The 19,431-nt window shown below is 59.3% G+C and carries 15 protein-coding genes; 6 read left to right on the forward strand and 9 right to left on the reverse strand.

Annotated features, from left to right (window positions below; genetic code table 11):
• Positions 1-21 precede the first annotated feature (21 nt).
• From DWV00_RS25620 to DWV00_RS25635, 4 genes are all read left to right on the forward strand, one after another.
• Positions 22-1,956, forward strand: a complete 1,935-nt coding sequence (locus DWV00_RS25620; RefSeq protein ID WP_115536422.1) for a polysaccharide biosynthesis protein — start codon at positions 22-24, stop codon at positions 1,954-1,956.
• A gap of 61 nt (positions 1,957-2,017) precedes the next feature.
• Positions 2,018-2,890, forward strand: coding sequence for a GumC domain-containing protein (locus DWV00_RS25625; RefSeq protein WP_147297975.1), 873 nt, complete (start codon positions 2,018-2,020; stop codon positions 2,888-2,890).
• Between the two features lie 378 nt (positions 2,891-3,268).
• Positions 3,269-4,156, forward strand: coding sequence for a GumC domain-containing protein (locus tag DWV00_RS25630; RefSeq protein WP_115536424.1), 888 nt, complete (start codon positions 3,269-3,271; stop codon positions 4,154-4,156).
• A gap of 202 nt (positions 4,157-4,358) precedes the next feature.
• Positions 4,359-5,549 (forward strand): acyltransferase family protein, encoded by a 1,191-nt coding sequence (locus tag DWV00_RS25635; RefSeq protein WP_115536425.1) that lies wholly within the window; start codon positions 4,359-4,361, stop codon positions 5,547-5,549.
• A gap of 74 nt (positions 5,550-5,623) precedes the next feature.
• Here DWV00_RS25635 and DWV00_RS25640 read toward each other — a convergent pair whose 3' ends face one another.
• The 5 genes from DWV00_RS25640 to DWV00_RS25660 are packed head-to-tail and all read right to left on the reverse strand — an operon-like array spanning position 5,624 to position 11,007.
• Positions 5,624-6,727, reverse strand: a complete 1,104-nt coding sequence (locus DWV00_RS25640; RefSeq protein ID WP_115536426.1) for an MraY family glycosyltransferase — start codon at positions 6,725-6,727, stop codon at positions 5,624-5,626.
• Between the two features lie 4 nt (positions 6,728-6,731).
• A complete protein-coding gene (gene wecB, locus DWV00_RS25645; protein WP_115536427.1) occupies positions 6,732-7,862 on the reverse strand; it encodes a non-hydrolyzing UDP-N-acetylglucosamine 2-epimerase in 1,131 nt (376 codons plus the stop codon).
• Positions 7,855-8,865, reverse strand: coding sequence for a polysaccharide biosynthesis protein (locus tag DWV00_RS25650; RefSeq protein WP_115536428.1), 1,011 nt, complete (start codon positions 8,863-8,865; stop codon positions 7,855-7,857). Before DWV00_RS25650 ends, wecB begins: the two co-directional genes overlap by 8 nt.
• Before the next feature lie 17 nt (positions 8,866-8,882).
• Positions 8,883-9,737 carry a dTDP-4-dehydrorhamnose reductase family protein gene (locus DWV00_RS25655; protein WP_115536429.1) on the reverse strand — a complete coding sequence of 285 codons (855 nt, stop codon included), beginning with the start codon at positions 9,735-9,737 and terminating at the stop codon, positions 8,883-8,885.
• A gap of 52 nt (positions 9,738-9,789) precedes the next feature.
• The gene (locus DWV00_RS25660) at positions 9,790-11,007 is read right to left on the reverse strand and encodes a glycosyltransferase family 4 protein (protein ID WP_115536430.1); all 1,218 of its coding nucleotides are present in this window, start codon (positions 11,005-11,007) and stop codon (positions 9,790-9,792) included.
• Positions 11,008-11,454: 447 nt separating this feature from the next.
• Between DWV00_RS25660 and DWV00_RS25665 the strand changes: the two genes are divergently transcribed.
• Both DWV00_RS25665 and DWV00_RS25670 read left to right on the forward strand, forming a co-directional pair.
• Positions 11,455-12,015, forward strand: a complete 561-nt coding sequence (locus DWV00_RS25665; protein WP_115536431.1) for a sugar transferase — start codon at positions 11,455-11,457, stop codon at positions 12,013-12,015.
• Between the two features lie 82 nt (positions 12,016-12,097).
• Positions 12,098-13,972 carry a polysaccharide biosynthesis protein gene (locus tag DWV00_RS25670; RefSeq protein ID WP_115536525.1) on the forward strand — a complete coding sequence of 625 codons (1,875 nt, stop codon included), beginning with the start codon at positions 12,098-12,100 and terminating at the stop codon, positions 13,970-13,972.
• A gap of 78 nt (positions 13,973-14,050) precedes the next feature.
• Here the strand turns inward: DWV00_RS25670 and DWV00_RS25675 are convergent, their stop codons facing one another.
• The 4 genes from DWV00_RS25675 to DWV00_RS25690 all read right to left on the reverse strand — a co-directional run bounded on the left by DWV00_RS25675 (position 14,051) and on the right by DWV00_RS25690 (position 19,426).
• A complete protein-coding gene (locus tag DWV00_RS25675; RefSeq protein WP_115536432.1) occupies positions 14,051-15,193 on the reverse strand; it encodes an acyltransferase family protein in 1,143 nt (380 codons plus the stop codon).
• 86 nt (positions 15,194-15,279) lie between these two features.
• Positions 15,280-17,031, reverse strand: a complete 1,752-nt coding sequence (locus DWV00_RS25680) for a hypothetical protein (RefSeq protein WP_147297976.1) — start codon at positions 17,029-17,031, stop codon at positions 15,280-15,282.
• A gap of 182 nt (positions 17,032-17,213) precedes the next feature.
• Positions 17,214-18,242 (reverse strand): UDP-glucose 4-epimerase GalE, encoded by a 1,029-nt coding sequence (gene galE, locus DWV00_RS25685; protein ID WP_115536434.1) that lies wholly within the window; start codon positions 18,240-18,242, stop codon positions 17,214-17,216.
• Positions 18,239-19,426 (reverse strand): glycosyltransferase family 4 protein, encoded by a 1,188-nt coding sequence (locus DWV00_RS25690; RefSeq protein ID WP_115536435.1) that lies wholly within the window; start codon positions 19,424-19,426, stop codon positions 18,239-18,241. The genes galE and DWV00_RS25690 overlap by 4 nt, the downstream gene beginning before the upstream one ends.
• Positions 19,427-19,431 lie beyond the last annotated feature (5 nt).

Genomic DNA, 19,431 nt, shown 5'->3' on the forward strand with positions numbered 1-19,431 from the left:
CAATCCTTGTAAGAAATTGAAATGTTGAAGCGTATTGCGAATCTGCCGCGTGTCTTCAAAAGCCTTGTGATTTTGGCTGCGGATGCCGTACTGCTGCCGCTGGCACTATGGACTGCCGTTGGTTTGCGTTTGGGCGCGTGGTCGTTTCCGCAGATGCATCCTGGCTGGATCTATCTGTTGTTTCCGCTCATCAGTATTCCGATCTTTATTCGGGTCGGACTCTACCGGGCCGTGATTCGTCATATCGAGGAGCGGGCGCTGATCGCGGTTGCGGTTGCAGTGACCATCTCGGTGTGGCTTTACGCGGGATTGCTCGCGCTGTTGCAGTTGCCTGCCATCCCGCGTGGAGCACTCGTGATCGTTTGGCTCATCGCGGTCATTTATATCGGCGCTAGCCGCTTCCTCGCGCGTGCCGCTTTGCGCAATATCGTGTCTTCGGAATCGCGCCGTAAGATTCCTGTCGTCATCTACGGCGCCGGCAGCGCCGGCCGCGCGTTGGCCGTTGCTTTGCGAGCGGGCCCGCAGTACAGACCCGTGGCTTTCGTCGATGACAATGCAGCTCTGCGCGGCCTCCAGATCCTGGGGCTAAGAGTCTACGAGACCGATCGGCTGCCCGGGCTCATCGACCAATTCGGGGTGCGCGAAGTTTTGCTGGCGATGCCGTCCGTCGGTCGAGGCCGACGTATCGAGATCATCGATCGCTTGGAATCCCTACACGTCGAAGTTCGCGTCATCCCCGGTATGACGGAACTGATCGGCGGAGACGTGAAGATTTCCGACGTGCGTGAGATAGAGATTGACGAACTGCTCGGCCGCGACTCAGTACCGCCGGATCATCAACTGCTGGATGCCGATATCAAGGGCAAGCGCGTCATGATAACCGGGGCCGGCGGTTCGATCGGTTCCGAATTGTGTCGGCAGATTTTGCTTCAGCGGCCGCAGTTGTTGGTGTTGTACGAGCAGTCGGAATTTGCGCTGTATTCGATCGAACAGGAAATTCTGCAAATCGTCCGTGCATTGCCGCATCCGGTGACCGTCCTGCCGGTGCTGGGGTCGGTGCAGGACGAAGCGCGTGCGTTCAGTATCATGGCGCGCTACCGAATCCAGACTGTCTACCATGCGGCTGCCTACAAGCACGTGCCCATCGTCGAGTTCAACATCACCGAGGGCGTGCTGAACAATACGTTCGGCACCTATGCGACAGCGTCGGCGGCAATCAAGGCGGGGGTCGATGCCTTCGTCTTGATTTCCACCGATAAAGCGGTACGCCCGACGAACGTGATGGGTGCGACAAAACGCATGGCGGAACTCGTGCTTCAAGCGTTCGCGCAACGGACGAATGTTCGGACGCGATTTTCGATGGTCCGGTTTGGCAACGTGCTCGGATCGTCGGGGTCCGTCGTTCCGCTGTTCCGTAAACAGATAGCAGCCGGTGGCCCCATCTCCGTTACCCATCCCGACATCACGCGCTACTTCATGACAATTCCGGAGGCGGCCCAGCTTGTCATTCAGGCCGGCGCCATGGGCGGACGCGGCGAAGTATTCGTGCTCGACATGGGAGCGCCGGTGAAAGTACTGGATCTTGCCCGCCGAATGGTGCACTTGAGCGGTTTTAGCGCGCGGGAGGAGGGATTCTCCGACGGCGAGATCGAAATTCGTTTCACTGGATTGCGGCCGGGTGAAAAGCTGTACGAAGAATTGTTGATCGGCGATAACGTTTCAAAGACGCGGCATTCGAAAATCATGATGGCGAACGAAGTCTGTCTGTCGCCGGAGGCGATGGAGATCGAGTTGCAAAAGCTGCGCCGCGCGTGTGCTACGAACGATCATGCCGCCATCCTTCAGGTCCTGGGTGCGAGCGTGTCGGGTTTTTGCCCGGACGATGAAATCAAGGATCATTTGTTTCACGCGCCTGAGCTCAGGGAGTCCCCTGTCGCTCATCCGACACTTCACTGATCGCAGCCGGCCTGGTCGCACGCTCGACACGCGGCGAATCACTTAATAGTTGGAGAAGAAAATGTATCTCGGGGAAGCACGGCAAGCGTTGGGCGCCGACATCGGTCATACGTCATCGTCTTGGGACGTTGCCCGTTTTTTGCGTCAGCAGTATATGTACGTTATTGCTGGCGTAGGACTTGGTGTGATTGCCGGGTTTGGCTTTTCTTACACACAGCCGTTGGTGTGGGAGGCGACGTCGATCGTCGAAATCGGCCAGGTCGACGAAGGCGGTGTCAGGCCCGTCGATCCGCTGGTCCAAGCCGCGCTGCGCGTTCAAACCGAGTCGTTCCGCGATGACGTGCTGCGGAGCCTAAAGCTCCCGCTTGACGACGATGCAAGTGCGCAAACGTCGTTGATTCGGCATTCTCTTCTGGCATCTGGGATTCCCGGAACGAATCTCTTTTCGATGTCGGTTCGTGGCCTCTCGCAGGAAGAAGCGAAGACAACGTTGGAAGTTGCCCAGAACCAGCTTATTGCGACCCATGCCGAAGTTGTAGATGCGGTCCGCGGGCGGTTGCAAAACCAGCTGAAAACCGTCGACACCAATATTTCAAAGCTGCAAGCTGCGCAGGACGCCCAACTGCAAACGCTAAAACGTGTGTCGGCGTCCAAGGACACTGGCAATGGGGCGGTTCAAGCACTGCTCAGCGATATGGTCGACGCAACCACCGTCGCGCAGTTGCAAATGGCACAACAACGTCGAGCTCAACTTGTTGGACAACTCGGGGCGGACCGTACGTACAACACGCGGGTAATCGGTGATACGACGGTCTCGCGCAGGCCGATCACGCCGAAGCGTCCTGTGTTCGCGGGCGTGGGCGCGTTGCTCGGTCTTTTCGCCGGACTTCTGATCGCCGGCCGACGCTATGTCGGGGCAAAGCGAACGGCATAAGACGGATTGGGGGCTGAGCGGATGCGTCGCGCGCCGGCCGCTGGCGGTTCGCCAACCTTGCGCCCTCAACGGAACTGAAGATCTTCCGGCATTCCATCGATCCGATGGGCAAAGCCGATCGGGCAGCGCGGACACCGCAAGTGACGAGTTGACGACGACCGTCCTGGCAGTGACGTCCGCTTACCTTTTGTAACAGAGCAAACGCCCGTCTTTGCCCATAATTCTTGATTAGCTTACGCTCTGCAAGGCCATGTCGTTTGTCGTTTCTCATTATTATTGCGATGCCGACCGGCCCTGCGGGCGGGGTGCAAATTGACTGGGTAGCTTTGTCGGCTTATCCGCTTGCGTGAGCAAACGACGGTCAACGTTGGAGAGCGAATGGCAACTGAGCAGCAAATCGTGGCACAAGGCCGGATGTGGCGTATGGATGGAAAAATCGCGTCGGGCGATGTCGCCTGGTTCATCCGCACCCAATGGTGGCGGGTCGTGGCGTTCACTGCCATAGCAGCAGCTATCGGGGGTGGGCTGTCGTTTTTGCGGCCTCGGGTGTGGGAAGCCACGTCTGTTTTGCAGATCGGGCAAGTGGACGAATCTCAAAGTATGGTTGTGGAGCCACCTGCGCAGGTGGTCACGCGACTCAAGTCCGACTCGTTCGCCAACGGCGTAATGGCCCGCGTTCCTCTTTCCGGCGACAAAGATCAGGCTACGCTGGCCGAACTCGTACGTCGAACGTTGCGCGCTGAAGCGTTCCCCGGCACCGATTTCGTCCAAATCACAGTTCGCGCGTTCTCGCCTAAGGATGCCTCGGCCGTTCTTCAGGAAACCCAGAATCAGCTGATCGCTATTCACAACGGGCTCGAAACGGGCGCGGTGGAGCGCTTGCACGCTCGGCTGGCTGAACTCGATCAGGATATTGCTTCCGCCACGGCCAGGCACGATCGGCTTGATGCGCGCCTGACCTCGATGGCAGGTAGCGCCCAAGGTGGGCAAAAGGTGGTCGATGCGTTGTTGAACGACATGATGTCGTCCACGGCTCGCGAGCAGTTGCTCAAACTCGAGGCCGAACGTTCGGACATCTTGATGCGATTGAGCCCGGACCACACCTACAACACGAAGCCGGTAGGGACAATTATTGTTTCTCACAATCCTGTAGCGCCCAAACGAACGCTATATGTCGTATTCGGCGCGCTCGTGGGGTTGCTGGCGGCGTTGCTGATCGGCGTCCATAACGGGGGAGCGGGCGCGCCGCGCGCCGACGCACGCTAGTACGGCGATTCGTCTCGACGCGAATGGGGGGCGCGTTTGTGGCCGCCCGCGTATGAGGTCCGAAGTTGCGTCAGTTGTGTCGCGGACACGCATCGCGCCCGGGGACGGATGATCCACGAAATAGTCAGCACATACGGGCCATAAAGCAGTTAAGCTTGCGCCTTGCCGGTGCGATACGCCACCGGACCAAGACGTCAACAATATGGACCAACTGCTCCCTTATTTCCTAATTCTTGCCGTCGTTACGGCACTGTTTTCTTTGCCATGCTGGAGCTTCATCGACGACCCGAAGTCCAGTCGCGGCCAGCGTGTTGGGTCGCTCGACGGCATGCGCGGCTATCTGGCGTTGAGCGTCATGTTTCATCACGCTTTCGTTGCCCGGAACTGGCTGGAAACCGGCGTTTGGACCTTGCCCCCCAACCCCTTCTATGCCCAGTTGGGTAGCATGGCGGTCAGTCTCTTTTTCATGATCACCGGCTACTTGTTCTGGGGCAAGCTTGCCGCTAAGGGTGGGCGAGTGAACTGGATTTCGCTCTACGTCGGCCGATTGTTCCGCATTGGGCCTGTCTACCTGCTAGCGCTCAGCGGGCTCCTGCTCGTTGTGATGGTTCGCTCGCAATGGCAGCTTCATGAACCGGCGAACCTCGTTGCGCGGGAATTGATGCCATGGCTGACGCTCGGCCTGTTGACCGGGTCGGATATCAACGGTGTTGCGCATACCGGTCTGATTCTCGCTGGGGTGGTTTGGTCGTTGAGCTTTGAATGGCTGTTCTACATCGCTCTTCTGCCGCTTTCGCTTGTGGCGCGCCGTCGTTGGCATTTGGTCTCCGCCGCCGTGCTCTTGTGCGTATCCATTTTCGAGTCGGTACGGAGCACGCACGCCATTTGGCATTTCGTGTTGCTGTTCTCGGTCGGGATGGTGACGTCTTCACTTCATGCGATGGGCTGGAAGGTCAAAGCGGACGGCATCCTATCGTCGGTCGCTGCGCTTGCCGCTTTGGTTGCTACTTTGGCCATTCACGCCGGGCCGTACACGATTGGGCAGTCGTTGCCCCTCGCGCTATTCTTTTTCCTCGTGTGCAACGGCGCTTCGCTGTTCGGGCTTTTCGGGACGCTACCGGCCATTCGCCTCGGACACGTCAGCTATTCGATCTACCTGCTGCAGGGCTTCGTTTTTTCGATCGGTTTCAATAACGCATCGATGCGTGGCATTTTGACGTCGGGGCACACGCTCTTTTTCTGGTTCGCTACCGCCGCGGGTGCGATTATCCTTTGCACAGTCGCATCGGCCGTCTATGCGCTGCTGGAACGTCCTTGTATCGAACTCGGTCGGCGCGTGGGGGGGAACCTGTCCATGCGCGGTGGCAAATTGATGGCAGTGTTCGGCAGCTAAAGTCGAATTGCCGCGCAGGCGATGTCCGATCTGTCCTGCCGCGCGTTACGCGCGGCAGGAGTGGAGCGCTAGGTTCATTTGTTTCGGGCTCTGCGTACTACCAACCATCGCGGCGATCTGAACCGCACGATGCTCACGTAGAGCCACACGTACGTCACGGCGAATACAACGACAAAGCAAAACAAGTGCAGTGTGTGCTGCCAAAACAAAGTCGCTGGAATGACGCCGATCAAGCAGAGTAACCACAAGTACGGCGAGGTAAACGAGTTTCGCCTCGTGATCTCGCGCGCGGTTTTGGCGCCTACGACCCACCGCATGAGTCGCTTGTACACGAGCATATGCAGGTGGACCCCGTCGGGAATGCCGGGCGACATCCCGCGCACGAACTTCTTGCGATAGATGGAAAAGCAAGTTTCGAAGATCGGATAGACGAACAGCAATACGGGGTACCACGCCGACACTTCGCGGTGCCGCATGACGAGTGCAATTGCGAGTTCACCCAGCATGAAGCCGATGAAGTACGCTCCGCCGTCACCCAAGAAGATGAGGCCGGCCGGAAAATTCCAAATGAAGAAGCCGAGCACCGCACCCATCATGATGAGCGACGTCGAGAGCACGACGGGGTCCGATAGCCGAAACGCGACGTAGGCCAACGATGCGAACATCATCAACGCAACCATCGACGCTAGCCCGTTGAACCCGTCGATGATATTGACGGCGTTGGCCAACGCGGCCACGGCCAGCACGGTGACGATGAACGATATGGCCGCGTACGACAACAGGAAATCGAGCGGCGGCACGCTGATGCGCGTGACGGCGATGCCTATCGCGAAGTAAGCGATTGCCGCAGCGCTCATTGTCGCGACGAGCCTCGCGGACGGTTTGACTCGTTTCGTCAGATCCTCGATTAACCCTGAACCAAAGGCCGGTATGCCACACGCCACGAGAGCGAGAATGCCGCGTGCGACAGCTGGATAGGGGCCGAGCAATTGCACGGTTGCGCCGACAAGTCCGATCACGATCCCGACGCCGCCGATCCTCGGTACCGGGCGAACGTGAAATTTCTGTACGCCCGCTAGATCGCTATCGACCGAGAATTTCTCATGCAAATGCGCATAACGAACGATCAGCAGCGTAACTGAAAGCGATATCAAAAAGCCGAGCGCGAAACTGAGCATGGTTCTATGGAGTCTTTCGCCACACGGTGCGGTTGACGTAGTCGGTGTAACTGAGAACGATGCGCGCGATTTGGGTCGACACATGCGGGTTCTCATAGTCTCCGACCGGCAATACGGGGCGCTCGCCCGTGTCGGATTGGCTCACGACCATGCGCACCGCGTCGATCACACGTTCCTTCTTCAGCCCGCACATGACTAGCGTGCCCACATCCATCCCTTCCGGGCGTTCATGCGCATTGCGGATCGTCACCGCGCGCAGGTTCAGTAGCGACGTCTCCTCCGTGATCGTGCCGCTATCGGATAAGACGCAGAACGCCTCCTTTTGGAGCTTGATGTAGTCGACAAACCCGAAAGGCTTGGCGAACTCGATCCGATCCTCCGGCAGCTTCCGATCGAGAGCCGTCAAGCGCGCCCGCGTACGCGGATGTGTCGAAACCAGAACGCGGTGACCGAACTCGTGCACGAGCGCCTCGAGCGTGTCGAGCAGGTCGTGCAGCGCCTCAGGCGAGTCGACGTTTTCTTCACGATGAGCGCTGACGATGAAATATTCTCGAGGCTTGAGGCCGAGGCGCTCTACGACATTTGCAGCGTTGATCTTCGGTGCGTAGTAATCGAGCACCTCGCGCATGTGCGAGCCGGTACGAAAGATCGTTTCCGGACGAATGCCCTCATCGAGCAGATAACGGCGCGAGTTCTCGGTCAACACGAGATTGATATCGGACAAGTGATCCAGCACTTTCCGATTCAGTTCTTCCGGCACGCGCTCATCGAAGCAGCGATTCCCCGCTTCCATGTGGAAGACCGGTACTTTTCTCCGTTTGGCGGGGATGACGGCGAGGCAAGAGTTCGTATCGCCGTACAGCAACAAAGCATCGGGGCGCTCTGTCTCGATGATCTTGTCGGCGCGCTCGATGACGCGCGCTATCGTTTCGGCGGGCGAGCCAGCAGCGACCTCGAGAAAATGGTCTGGGCGCCGGATTTCCAAGTCGTCGAAGAAGACTTGATTGAGTTCGTAGTCGAAGTTTTGCCCGGTGTGGACCAGCACGTGGTGCGTGTGGCGTTCGAGCTCCGCGATTACGCGGCTCATTTTGATCAATTCGGGCCGCGTGCCGACGATCGTCATCACCTTAAGCACGGAGCGCCTCCTGGACGTAGTCGAGCTTGAGGAGCAGGTCTTTGATCTGCTTCACATCCAGTCGCTCCGTATTGTGCGACGTGTAGTCCTCCGACTGGGAGATGCTTGTTTCTCCCTGGACGAAGTACTTGTTGTAGTTGAGGTCGCGGTCATCGGACGGAATGCGGTAATAGCGGCCCATATCTTCCGCGCGTGCCATTTCCTCTCGCGATACCAACGATTCATACAATTTTTCGCCGTGGCGCGTACCGATCACGCGGACCTTGCTCTTGCCGTCGAACAGCTCCGACAGTGCCTGAGCTAGATCGCCCACGGTCGAGGCTGGCGCCTTCTGCACAAAAATATCCCCCTGTTTGCCGTGCTCGAACGCATGCAGCACCAGGTCTACCGAATCGTCGAGAGACATCAGAAAACGCGTCATCGAAGGATCCGTGACGGTGATGTCCTTGCCTTCCTTGATCTGATTGATGAACAACGGGATCACCGATCCGCGCGATGCCATGACGTTCCCATAGCGCGTGGCCGACATCACGGGGTCGCCCTGCCGCTGAATGCGGGATTTCGCAACCATGAGTTTTTCCATCATCGCTTTGGAGATGCCCATCGCGTTGATCGGATAAACTGCCTTGTCCGTGCTGAGTACGACGACGCGGTCAACTCCGCTCGCGCTTGCCGCGTCGAGCACGTTTTCCGCGCCGATCACGTTGGTGCGAACCGCTTCCATAGGGTAGAACTCGCACGAGGGGACCTGTTTGAGTGCCGCGGCGTGGAATACGTAGTCGACCCCTTTCATCGCATCACGCACGCTGGATGCGTCGCGCACGTCGCCGATATAGAACTTCAGTTTCGGATGGGAGAGCGCGATCCGCATGTCCTCTTGCTTCTTCTCGTCCCGGCTGAAGATGCGAATTTCCTGCACATTGGTGTTGAGAAAACGCTTCAGTACGGCGTTGCCGAACGAACCGGTGCCCCCTGTGATCATCAATACTTTTTCGTCGAACATTACTTACTCCTCAGCATTCATTTGAACTGGTGCATCGTATCGATCAGTGCATGCCATTCCGGTGCTGAATAGCCGGTTGCTTCATGAAAGCGCGTGGCATTCAAGGATCGATCGATTGCGAGCGCGTCATCCGCGACGATTTCGATGGTCTTGCCGTACTCGCGCGCAACCAGCGTCAACAAATCGAACTTGGCGATCGGTTTGGCCGCGACATGATATAGGCCCCGTAGCTCAGGGTGGGGCAAGACAAAATCTTTCATGACGCGTGCCAACTCGACGGTCGGCACGCCCGAAAACACGGCTTTTCGGAAGCCTTTGACGGACTGCGTTTGACTCAGGAACCAATCGACCAGTGCCGTCGTACGCCCGAACTCGTGTCCGATGATCGAGGTGCGAAGCGTGATGGCGTGCGGGTAATCCACCTCGCCGAGCAGCTTGCTGCGTCCGTATAGGTCGGTTGCATCGGGAAGATCGGACTCGAGATAGTTGCCTTGGCGGCCGGAAAACACGCAATCGGTGCTGACGTGAATCATCCGTGCGCCCACGAGCGAGGCCATCCTCGCGACGCGATGGGGCAGCAACGCGTTGATCGGCAATGCTTCAAGCGGGTCGTTCGCGGTTTCCAACTGCTTGATCAGGCCCACGCAATTGACGACCACATCGGGTTTGGCCGACTCGAACGCGCGTGCCAGCCAGTCAGGGTTGAGCACGTCTACGCCGCATAGGAGGTGCCGATGCAGGCGCGGCTCGAAGTGGCGCAGCGCGGCATGCTGCCTGACCGTACCGTACGTCCGATAGTCGGCGTCGCCGGAGAAGTACCGAAAGACGGCGTTTCCGAGCATGCCGGAGGCGCCGAGGACGAGAACGTTCATAGTATGTGCGGTTGTGATGAATGGATTGGGTTGCGTCCAAGAGTGGTCGGACTCAGGGTCGGTTGAGCGCCCCAATGTGTTGGGTCAGCCAGTCATTCAAGACGCTCTGGTCGTAGTGCTTCTTGAAGAAGGCCTTGCCGTTTCTACCGAGCGTGTCGCGCTCCTGCGCCGACATGCGATAAAGCCTCAGGATCCGGTCCGCCAACATCGACGCGTTTTCACTCGGGCAACTCAAACCCGCTTGCGCCGCGTCGACGACGCGCGCGCCTTCGCCGTTCAACGCCGCGATGATGGGGCGTCCGACCGCCAGGTATGCCTGTATCTTGCTTGGTACCGTGTAACGGCCGAGCGCGGCGTCCTTGAGCGTGACCAGCAAGGCCGACGCCCTCGCGAGGATCGCCGGCATTTGCTCGATCGGAAAATGTCCGGCCATGATTACGTTCTTCAGATCCCGACGCACTATCTCTTCTCGCAATTGTTGCGCGAGTGCGCCGGTGCCGACCAGGAAGATCCGCAGATCGGTATGCTCACGCAACAGTTCTGCCGCGTCGAGTACGGTGGGTAAGGCCTGCACTGTGCCCAAGTTGCCGGCGAATACGATGTTGAATCCTTCGTCGAGGCTCGAGATTGGGCATGGGTCGGCCAAGCCGTCGCGTAGAAACACGGCTTCGGCGCTGTTCGGGAACACGGCGATTTTGTCGCGTGGGCAGAGACGGGCAACCGGTTCGACGAAACCGTCCGATTGCACGAGCACGGAATCCGAGAGGCGATAGATATATTTGACGACCACCGCGGTGGCGTCCAGCAGGAACCGATTTTTGACGAAGCCGGTTTCTTTTAGCGCATCAGGCCATAGGTCCTGCACCCAGACGATAAGCTTCGCTCGCTTGATCCATTTGAGCCAAATGGCAGGCAAAGCTTGAAGCAGCGGCGAAATCGCGTAGACGAAGATGGCGTCGAAGCGCTGCCTGCGCAGCATCCAAGGCGCGAAGAGGATGCCGGCTACGACGAAGCTCAGGTAGTTCAACGCAAGATGCACCGCGGCGCCGTTTTTACGCGGATACAGCGGTATGCGAATGATTTCGACGTTGCCGAGTCTTTCACGCCGAAACGACCAGGCGCGATACCCGTCCGCGATTTGCCCGCTCGGGTAGTTCGGTTGGCCCGTCAATACCGTGACGCTGTCGCCGCGCTCGGCGAGGTCTTGGGACAACGTGGTGATCCGGAACGACTCGGGATGGAAGTACTGGCTGACAATGAGAAGCTTCATTGAGTATCGTGTTCGGTAAGCCCGAGTATGTCTGGTGCCCAATCGACCGGCTCCGCTTGGTCGCACACGCCCGAGGTCAGACTCTCAAACAGCCGCATACGGTTTGGCGCGGCGTGCGGACGGCACTCATGGGCCAATTTCCAGTGGCCGAGCGCGGTCTCCGATATCGTTTGTGCTGACAGCCGACGGGCCGCCCTTGCCGTGCGCTGTAGTTCGGGCCCCCGCTTTCTCGCGACGTGAGCCGTTCCGGCGTGTGGGGGGGCATTATACTATGCGCGGTTTCACGGAGGCGCGACGCGACAACTATCATTGATTGCACTGCCCAGCTCTCTCGCCGCGCTCCGCTGTTGCGCTTCGGCCGTCGACGGGACGCGATCGTTGACATGTCGCCTCGCGCGCGGGCTCCGAGGATTTTCCGGGTTCCTTGTTCAAATACGAAACAAATCGATGAAGCGTTTTTTTGACCTCTTGTTGGCTACCGTCGTGGGCGTGATCTTGCTCGTGCCAATCATCGTGGTGGCGCTGGCCGTGCGTTTGACCTCGCCTGGCCCGGCCCTGTATTGGTCCGATCGGGTGGGTAGGAACAACAGGATTTTTCGGATGCCGAAATTTAGGAGTATGCGGGTCGGAACGCCTGCCGTCGCGACGCATCTGCTCTCGAAACCCGACGCTTATCTGACGCCTATCGGTAGCTTTCTGCGAAAGAGCAGCCTTGACGAGCTGCCGCAGCTGTGGAGCATCTTTAAAGGCGACATGAGCTTCGTCGGCCCGAGACCGGCACTCTTCAATCAGTATGACCTAATCGAGCTACGCACGAATGCGGGCGTCGACCGGCTGGTGCCGGGGCTGACAGGTTGGGCGCAAATCAACGGTCGCGACGAGCTGCCCATTCCCGCGAAGGTTGCTCTCGACGTGGAATATTTGCAGCGCTGCTCCGTAGCCTGGGATGTCCGGATCCTGTGGCTAACCTTCGTGAAGGTCGCGAGGCGCGAGGGAGTGACTCACTGACACGCTTGTTGACGGGCGTAGCCTCGCTTCCCTGCTGCCAGTTCGCCAGACAAACCTATGCAACCCGTTCAGGATGATCCCCATGTTTCGACAAAAGGCAGCGTGGCTATCGCTCTGTGCATTCGCGTTCGATTTGTGCGCGGTGGTCGGTACCTGGTTCGCCGCTTATTTGATCAGGTTTAACGGAAGCGTCCCGGCCGATTTTCTAGCGAGTGCATCGCGGTCGCTGGTGTGGCTCCTGCCCATATACGCCGTGATGTTTCGGGCTTTTGGCCTGTATCGGGGCATGTGGGGCTTTGCGAGCTTGCCCGATCTTCTGCGTATTTCGAAGGCGGTGACGGCCGGAGCGCTCCTAGTCGTCGTGGGCGCGGTCATGCTGCGGCCCAGTCCGGTCATTCCGCGCTCGGTGTTGGCAGTCGCGCCTCCTCTCTTGTTTCTCCTCATGGGGGGCGCACGTGCGCTTTATCGCTCCGGGAAGGAGTTCTATCTGTATGGTGCGCTGATCGCTCAGGGAAAACCGGTCATCGTTCTCGGGGCTGGCGGTGCCGGGGCCAGTTTGGCGCGCGAGCTGTCGCGCTCCGGCGAGTGGCGTCTGGTCGGCCTTCTCGATGACGACCCGGCTAAGCAAGGCCGGGAAATCTATGGCTACAAGGTGCTGGGGCCGCTTGGCGAGTTAGGGCATTGGGCAGCGACGCTCGGCGCGGAGCATGCGATCGTCGCGATTCCGTCCGCATCGGCCGAGGCGCAACGCCGCGCCGCGATGCTGTGTGTTCGGGCTGGTGTCAAGTCGATGGTCTTGCCCGCGCTAACGTCGCTGGCGCAAGGAGACGCGTTTCTGTCGCACGTGCGAGAGATCGATCTTGAAGATTTGCTCGGCCGCGAGGCCGTCAAAATCGACATGCCGCACGTCGAGGCACTGTTGCACGGCCGAGTGGTCATGGTGACCGGGGCCGGCGGCTCGATCGGTTCGGAGTTGTGCAGGCAGATTCAGCGGTTTGCTCCGGCCCAGTTGGTCGCAGTGGATTCGTCGGAGTACGCAATGTACCGGCTGATCGAGGAACTTCACGACCGCTTTCCCGAGTTGGCTGTCGTTCCCATCATCGGTGACGTGAAAGACTCGCTTTTGATCGATCAGGTGCTGGCGAAATATACGCCGCATATTCTCTTCCACGCGGCAGCGTACAAGCACGTGCCGCTCATGGAAGAACTCAATGCGTGGCAAGCCCTCCGCAACAACGTGCTCGGTACCTATCGCGTCGCACGGGCGGCGATTCGTCATGACGTGAAACGCTTTGTTCTGGTTTCGACGGATAAGGCAGTGAATCCGACCAATGTGATGGGGGCCAGCAAACGTCTAGCTGAAATGACGTGCCAGGCGCTTCAGCAGACGAGCAACGGCACGCAGTTCGAGACGGTTCGGTTCGGCAACGTGCTAGGTAGCGCGGGGAGCGTGATTCCGAAGTTCGAGCAGCAGATCAAGAAGGGGGGGCCGCTGACTGTCACACATCCGGAAATCACGCGGTTTTTCATGACGATTCCCGAAGCGTCGCAATTGGTTTTGCAGGCGTCGAGCATGGGGCATGGTGGCGAGATTTTCATCCTCGACATGGGGCAGCCCGTCAAGATCGTGGATTTGGCGCGCGATTTGATTCGATTGTACGGCTACACGGAGGATCATATCGGCATCGACTTCACGGGACTGCGTCCGGGGGAAAAGCTCTACGAGGAGTTGCTCGCCGACGACGAAACGACGACGCGCACGCCGCATCCGAAGCTGCGTATAGCACGAGCTCGCGAAGTGTCGAGCCACTTCCTCGACGAATTACTGCCGTGGCTCACTCAGCGTCGGGTGCTCTCCGACGACGAGGTACGCCGTGATTTGAGGCGCTGGGTGCCGGAGTATCAATCTCCTGTCGTGCCGACACTGAAGGCGGTGAAGTCGGAAGCCGCGAGCTGAGGTGCTCTGGTTGTGACCCGCGAGGATGGCACGTTCGGGGGCTGCGCCTCTGCGCTCCCCCGCCGTGTGCGACAACCGTTACTGACTCTCTACGGCCTCAGGCGGCGCGACTGCGGGTTGTTTCTCGATGTACCGCTTCCGGAGGTTGAGGAACGGTTCCTCGATCGTGCTATACGTCAGAGCCGACAGGGCCAGCGTCACGGGCAATAGCAGCACGGCGGTACTGACGATTGCGGATAGCCCAGGACGACCGACGGATATCGTGACGTTATGCTTGACGAGAATAGTCAGCAGGACGAAATGCAGCAAATAGATCGAAAAGCTTCGCTCGCCGATTTTGCAAAGGATCCAGGACACTAGCGCGGGCATGCGCAAACTAGCGCCCACGTAAGATGCCACGAGCAGGGCCCACATCCCGCCCTCGATGGTCGGCCAAACGATTTTCCACGGATCGGCGAGCGGGAAGCCGCCGAGGCGATGAAAGCCGTACAGAATCGCGATGACGGACGCAGCCGCGGGCGCCAGCAGCCAGCGGCATCGCGCAGGTGTCAGTAGACCCTTGCGCAGTGCAAATGCGGCCAGCATGCCGAGCACGAACTGATCGATTCGGCCATTGATGTACGAATAGGAGATGATGTTCGGCCGCCCGCCCGACAAGATGATCAGCATGCGAAACGCGATGGCGACGGCAACGAGTTGAACTAGGAATCCGATCCCGCGCTTTCTCGTAACGAAAATAAGAACGGGAAAAATCAGATAGAACTGAAATTCAACTGAAATCGACCAAAAAATATTCGAGTACTCGTGCACATCCAGCGCACCGGGAAAATTGGCAAACAGGAAAAGCGTTTGCAGTAGACCCAGGAACGAGAAGTTGCTCGGATAGACAACGATTCCGGCAAGAATCAAGGCGACGAAAAGTGGATAAATTCTCAGAACCCGATTGACCAAGAACAATCGAGTCGAGAACGGCGCGTCGTAGGTACCGTAAGTGAAGATAAAACCGGTCAGCACCATGAACAGCGCGACAGCGGTATGCCCTTCGACGATGACCGCAAGCAGTGGGTTTGTCGTGTGGACCCACTGGCTAATGTTCGGATCGGCGTTGTACGCGATTTTGGCGAGGAAGAGCTGGAAGCCATGGAAGAACACGATCAGCACCGCGGCAAGCGCGCGCAAGTGGTCGACCTCGGGCAGGTATTTGATGTTTGCGCTTCGCATGGCAAGGGCGTTTTTGCGACAATACGCCTAAAAAAGGCGTGATTGTAGCATCGCGCTGTGAGCGTTTCGCCTACGGCCGAGGCACTTTAGGGCACGAGCCGAAGCGTACGTGCGTCGCGTATTGCCGAAGCATCGTCCGGCGGCGCGCGAAATGCCGCCTCAGGCGAAACCACCGGGCCGGGCTTCGGGTCGTCCGACCCGCTAACCGTGACGATTTGACGATCGGGGCGCCCGCCCAGCAGGCGGTTGTCTGTCAGCACCCGCAGATACGAGAACCCGTTGCGTACGAAGTCGAAATAAGTCGCCGAACCCGCAATATACTGCTCGTTGTCCCACAGGGGGCCGGTGCGCCCCGGGCCGATGCCTTTCAAGGGGTGAAGATCCGCTCGAGCGCCGCTGCGCGCGAGATCGAGCGCTTCGGCCGGAGCCAGGGGCGAGTCGTGCTGCGAAGCGCGCAGTTCTTCGTTGAACGTTGGGTCGCTGTATACCCATCCCTCGTTGGGAATGAACACGGCGGCGGGGTCATGGCCGTTGACTGAAAGCGCCACGCTCGCAAAACCGGCTGCTGCCCACAACACTTGGAGGACGGCAACCTGATAAGTGCAAAACGGATACTTGAAGGTTCGAATATCGCGTATGCGAAAGCGGCCCGGCTCGATTTGCTCCATCAAACCGTTGTTTTCGCGCCGGCTAGACGCCCGGTCGAGCGTGCCTAGCAGTGCGTCGAGCATTGCATATCCGTCGTAATGGAATTTCTCCCAAAACGTCTGGTCCGCCTCGATCTTGTTCCACGTCAAGATTGCGTTCACATCTTCCCAGGACGTGCTGGCTGGCAAGACCGCTGCGTCTGCGACGCTGCCGTTCGGGTGAAATCGTGACTCCGGATGAACCATCGTGCGCGCAACCCAATCTCGCACCGCTCGAGTTTGCTCGAGCGGTGGCGAATCCGCATCGATGCCGTAGCTCGCGTAGATGCTTGCAATGAGCGGCTTCAACGCGACCAGCTTCGGATCGGTGAGGAGCATGCTCCGCAATTGCGGGCGATACACTTGGAACGCTGCTTTACCTACCTCGCCTGTCAGGTCGGCCGTCAAAATCGTGACCGTGTTCCAACCTGGCGCCAGAGACACGATACCGGCAAAATCGTTGTGCTTGACGTTTAGCGGAGCGGGGGCGGCGTGACCGATGACGCCGGTTGCCGCGTCGAGTCGTCCTCGTCGTGCCGAGCCCCTTACGCGATAATGTCCGTCCGTGTCGATCTGCGTGAAGTCGGCTATGATGCCGGCCGGATCCTTCGAGTCGCGGAAGCGAAGTTGCTGCGGGCTGCTTTGCTGGAAGCCGGCCCCGTCGGATCCTCTTGCAGTTGCCGAACGATCGTCCATGGATTGTGCGGCCGGTGCCGAGCGCTCCTCCAATAGGACCGGCTCTTGAAATCGAGTGCGGCACGAGTGCGGGCCATTACATAGTTCGACTGCAACGACGTTCTTTCCGAAATGTAACGTTACATTTGTTATAAACGTGTCATCGCTTTTAAGCAATAACGGAATATAACTGCTGCCGTTCACGCTGAAATAGAGCTCGGATAGATTGGAGCGTGCCGTTTGGGAAACTTTGCCCGAAAGAGTGTAAACAGGGTCCGCCGTTATAGCGGGTGAAGATAACGAAATAGCGTTTTGAACCGAAGAGGGCGCCCACGGGCCTGCTCGGACGAGCCCACCGGAAGCAAGTGCGAGCGTGCCGGCTGTAATGCCTATAGCCTTCAAGCGGGAGGGGATCGAAAAGATCGGCGATAATTTCTTTGCGTCTCTTTGTTCTGATAATTGCAGGGGCTTTCGCATGCGTCACCGTAGTAACCGGATAATCACCAGCGCGAACCCGTGGTGTTGGATCCGGCACCGGCGATGGCCGATTTACTCTAGCTAGGAGAGCCAGGCGAATCAACGCTACATCATGCGTTATTTCTTTCGATTTATTACTTACTGCTCTGTCGCTGACGACGGTTGACATCTAACTACGCGCTTTACTCGTACCCCTGCGGATTCATCGCCTGCCACCGCCAGTGGTCCTCGCACATCCGTTCGAGCCCATACTGCGCGCGCCAGCCGAGCAAGCGCTCGGCCGCTTGCGTGCTCGCGAAGCACGCGGCGACATCGCCCGTGCGGCGCGCGACGATTTCGTACGGTACGGCACGGCCCGAGGCCGCCTCGAACGCGCGCACGACTTCGAGCACCGAGTAGCCGCGCCCCGTCCCGAGGTTGACGACGAGGCTGCCGTGGGCATCGAGCGCGTCGAGCGCCGCGATATGTCCGCGCGCGAGATCGACTACGTGGATGTAGTCGCGCACGCCCGTGCCGTCGGGGGTATCGTAATCGCCGCCGAAGATGCGCAGCTTCTCGAGTTTGCCGACGGCCACCTGTGCAACATACGGCATCAGATTGTTCGGGATGCCTGCCGGGTCTTCGCCGATGAGCCCGCTCTCGTGCGCGCCCACCGGGTTGAAGTAGCGCAGCGTCGCGATGCGCCAGTTCGGATCGGCGCGTTCGATGTCGCGCAGTATCTGCTCGGCGATGATCTTCGATTGCCCATAGGGGTTCGTCGCCGACAGCGGGAACGATTCGTCGACGGGCGAGCGCTCGGGCATTCCATACACCGTTGCCGACGAGCTGAACACGAGCCGCTTGACGTTGCGCGCGCGCAGCGTGTCGAGCAGCACGAGTAGGCTGTCCACGTTGTTGCGGTAGTACTCGATCGGTTTGGCGACCGACTCGCCGACGGCCTTGAGCGCGGCGAAATGAATGGCCCCCGCAATCGGGTGGTCGTCGAAAACTTTCGCTAGCGAGGCGCCATCGCACGCATCGACTTCATAGAAAGGCACCGGGCGTCCGACGATACGCTCGATGCGGTTCACGGCCTCGCGCTTGCTGTTGACGAGGTTGTCCACGACCACGACGTCATAGCCGCTCGATATCAACTCGACGGCCGTATGCGAACCGATGAAGCCGGCTCCCCCGGTAACGAGTATGGCGCCTCGCGGCGCGTGCGATGTCATCGTTGTACTCCGTATGTACTCTGAAATACGTTCTCGCCGGTCAATGCGTGCAGCGTTTGCCGATAGCGTTCGATGACGAGTGCTTCGTCGAATTCGGCCGCTACTTTGTCTCGTCCGCGCAGCCCCATCTCGCGGCGCGCGGGTTCGTCCATGTTCAAAATCCGCTCGAGTTTGGCCGCCAAACTTTGCGCATTCTTGACTTCGCAGAGCAACCCCGTGACGCCGTCGTCGACGACTTCGCGGCAGCCCGGCACGTCCGTGGCGACGATGGGCCGCCCCATCGCGGAAGCTTCCATCAACGTACGCGGCACCCCTTCCCGGTACGACGGCAGCACGACGCAATCGGCCTGTGCGATGAAGGGGCGCACGTCGTGCGCTTCGCCGAGATACTCGACGAGGCCTTCGCCGGTCCAGCCGTCAATGTCGGCCTGCGCGATGGCGCTCGGATTGTCGACGCCCACCGGACCGAGCAGTTGAAACCTCGCCTGCGGGTGGCGCGCACGGAGGATGCGGGCCGCCTCGACGTACTCGCCGACACCTTTGTCCCAGAGCAGGCGTCCGATCAGCACGAACGTGACGTGCTCGCTTCGCGGCAGCGGCGTCAGGCCGAAATGATCGATGTCCACGCCTTCGCCGTGGAGCAGCTTCGCGCGCTCGGGGTGCGCGAGCAACCGCTCGTCGAGGAATGCCGTGTGATCGTCGCGATTGAGAAACCACACCTCCCTCGGAAAGCGGAACGCAAACCGATAGAGCGCTTTGGCGACGCTCGCGGCCCGGCTCTTTTGAATGAACACGTAGCCTAAACCGGTCGTCACGGCGATCGACGGCACGCGCGCGAGCCAAGCGGCGACGGACCCGTAAATATTAGCTTTGATCGTGTAATGGAACACGACGTCGGGCCGAATTGTCCGATAGTGCCTATAGAGCGCCGCGAGCGTGTGCAGATCGCGGAGCGGATTGGTGCCCTTCGATGCGACCGGCAGGTCGATGCATTGACAACCCATCTGCTCGAGCAAGGCAAACGTGCGGTCGCGCGGCGCGAGCACGATCACGCGCACGCCCTTGGCAACAAGCATGCGAATGACGCCTTGCCGATACGTATAGATCGCAAAGCCCGTATTGCAGACGAGGCAGACGGTCAGCGGCGCGGCTTGCGCGGAAGCGGTGGACGTTGAAGGCTTCATGCGGG

This window comes from Trinickia dinghuensis, from assembly GCF_003367175.1.
GTDB lineage: Bacteria > Pseudomonadota > Gammaproteobacteria > Burkholderiales > Burkholderiaceae > Trinickia > Trinickia dinghuensis.

Excerpts from the sequence above, each read along its gene's own strand:
- DWV00_RS25620 (WP_115536422.1), top strand. The coding sequence starts at position 22 with ATGTTGAAGCGTATTGCGAATCTGCCGCGTGTCTTCAAAAGCCTTGTG.
- DWV00_RS25625 (WP_147297975.1), top strand. The coding sequence starts at position 2,018 with ATGTATCTCGGGGAAGCACGGCAAGCGTTGGGCGCCGACATCGGTCAT.
- DWV00_RS25630 (WP_115536424.1), top strand. The coding sequence starts at position 3,269 with ATGGCAACTGAGCAGCAAATCGTGGCACAAGGCCGGATGTGGCGTATG.
- DWV00_RS25635 (WP_115536425.1), top strand. The coding sequence starts at position 4,359 with ATGGACCAACTGCTCCCTTATTTCCTAATTCTTGCCGTCGTTACGGCA.
- DWV00_RS25640 (WP_115536426.1), bottom strand. The coding sequence starts at position 6,727 with ATGCTCAGTTTCGCGCTCGGCTTTTTGATATCGCTTTCAGTTACGCTG.
- DWV00_RS25650 (WP_115536428.1), bottom strand. The coding sequence starts at position 8,865 with ATGTTCGACGAAAAAGTATTGATGATCACAGGGGGCACCGGTTCGTTC.
- DWV00_RS25655 (WP_115536429.1), bottom strand. The coding sequence starts at position 9,737 with ATGAACGTTCTCGTCCTCGGCGCCTCCGGCATGCTCGGAAACGCCGTC.
- DWV00_RS25660 (WP_115536430.1), bottom strand. The coding sequence starts at position 11,007 with ATGAAGCTTCTCATTGTCAGCCAGTACTTCCATCCCGAGTCGTTCCGG.
- DWV00_RS25665 (WP_115536431.1), top strand. The coding sequence starts at position 11,455 with ATGAAGCGTTTTTTTGACCTCTTGTTGGCTACCGTCGTGGGCGTGATC.
- DWV00_RS25670 (WP_115536525.1), top strand. The coding sequence starts at position 12,098 with ATGTTTCGACAAAAGGCAGCGTGGCTATCGCTCTGTGCATTCGCGTTC.
- DWV00_RS25675 (WP_115536432.1), bottom strand. The coding sequence starts at position 15,193 with ATGCGAAGCGCAAACATCAAATACCTGCCCGAGGTCGACCACTTGCGC.
- DWV00_RS25680 (WP_147297976.1), bottom strand. The coding sequence starts at position 17,031 with ATGCGAAAGCCCCTGCAATTATCAGAACAAAGAGACGCAAAGAAATTA.
- galE (WP_115536434.1), bottom strand. The coding sequence starts at position 18,242 with ATGACATCGCACGCGCCGCGAGGCGCCATACTCGTTACCGGGGGAGCC.
- DWV00_RS25690 (WP_115536435.1), bottom strand. The coding sequence starts at position 19,426 with ATGAAGCCTTCAACGTCCACCGCTTCCGCGCAAGCCGCGCCGCTGACC.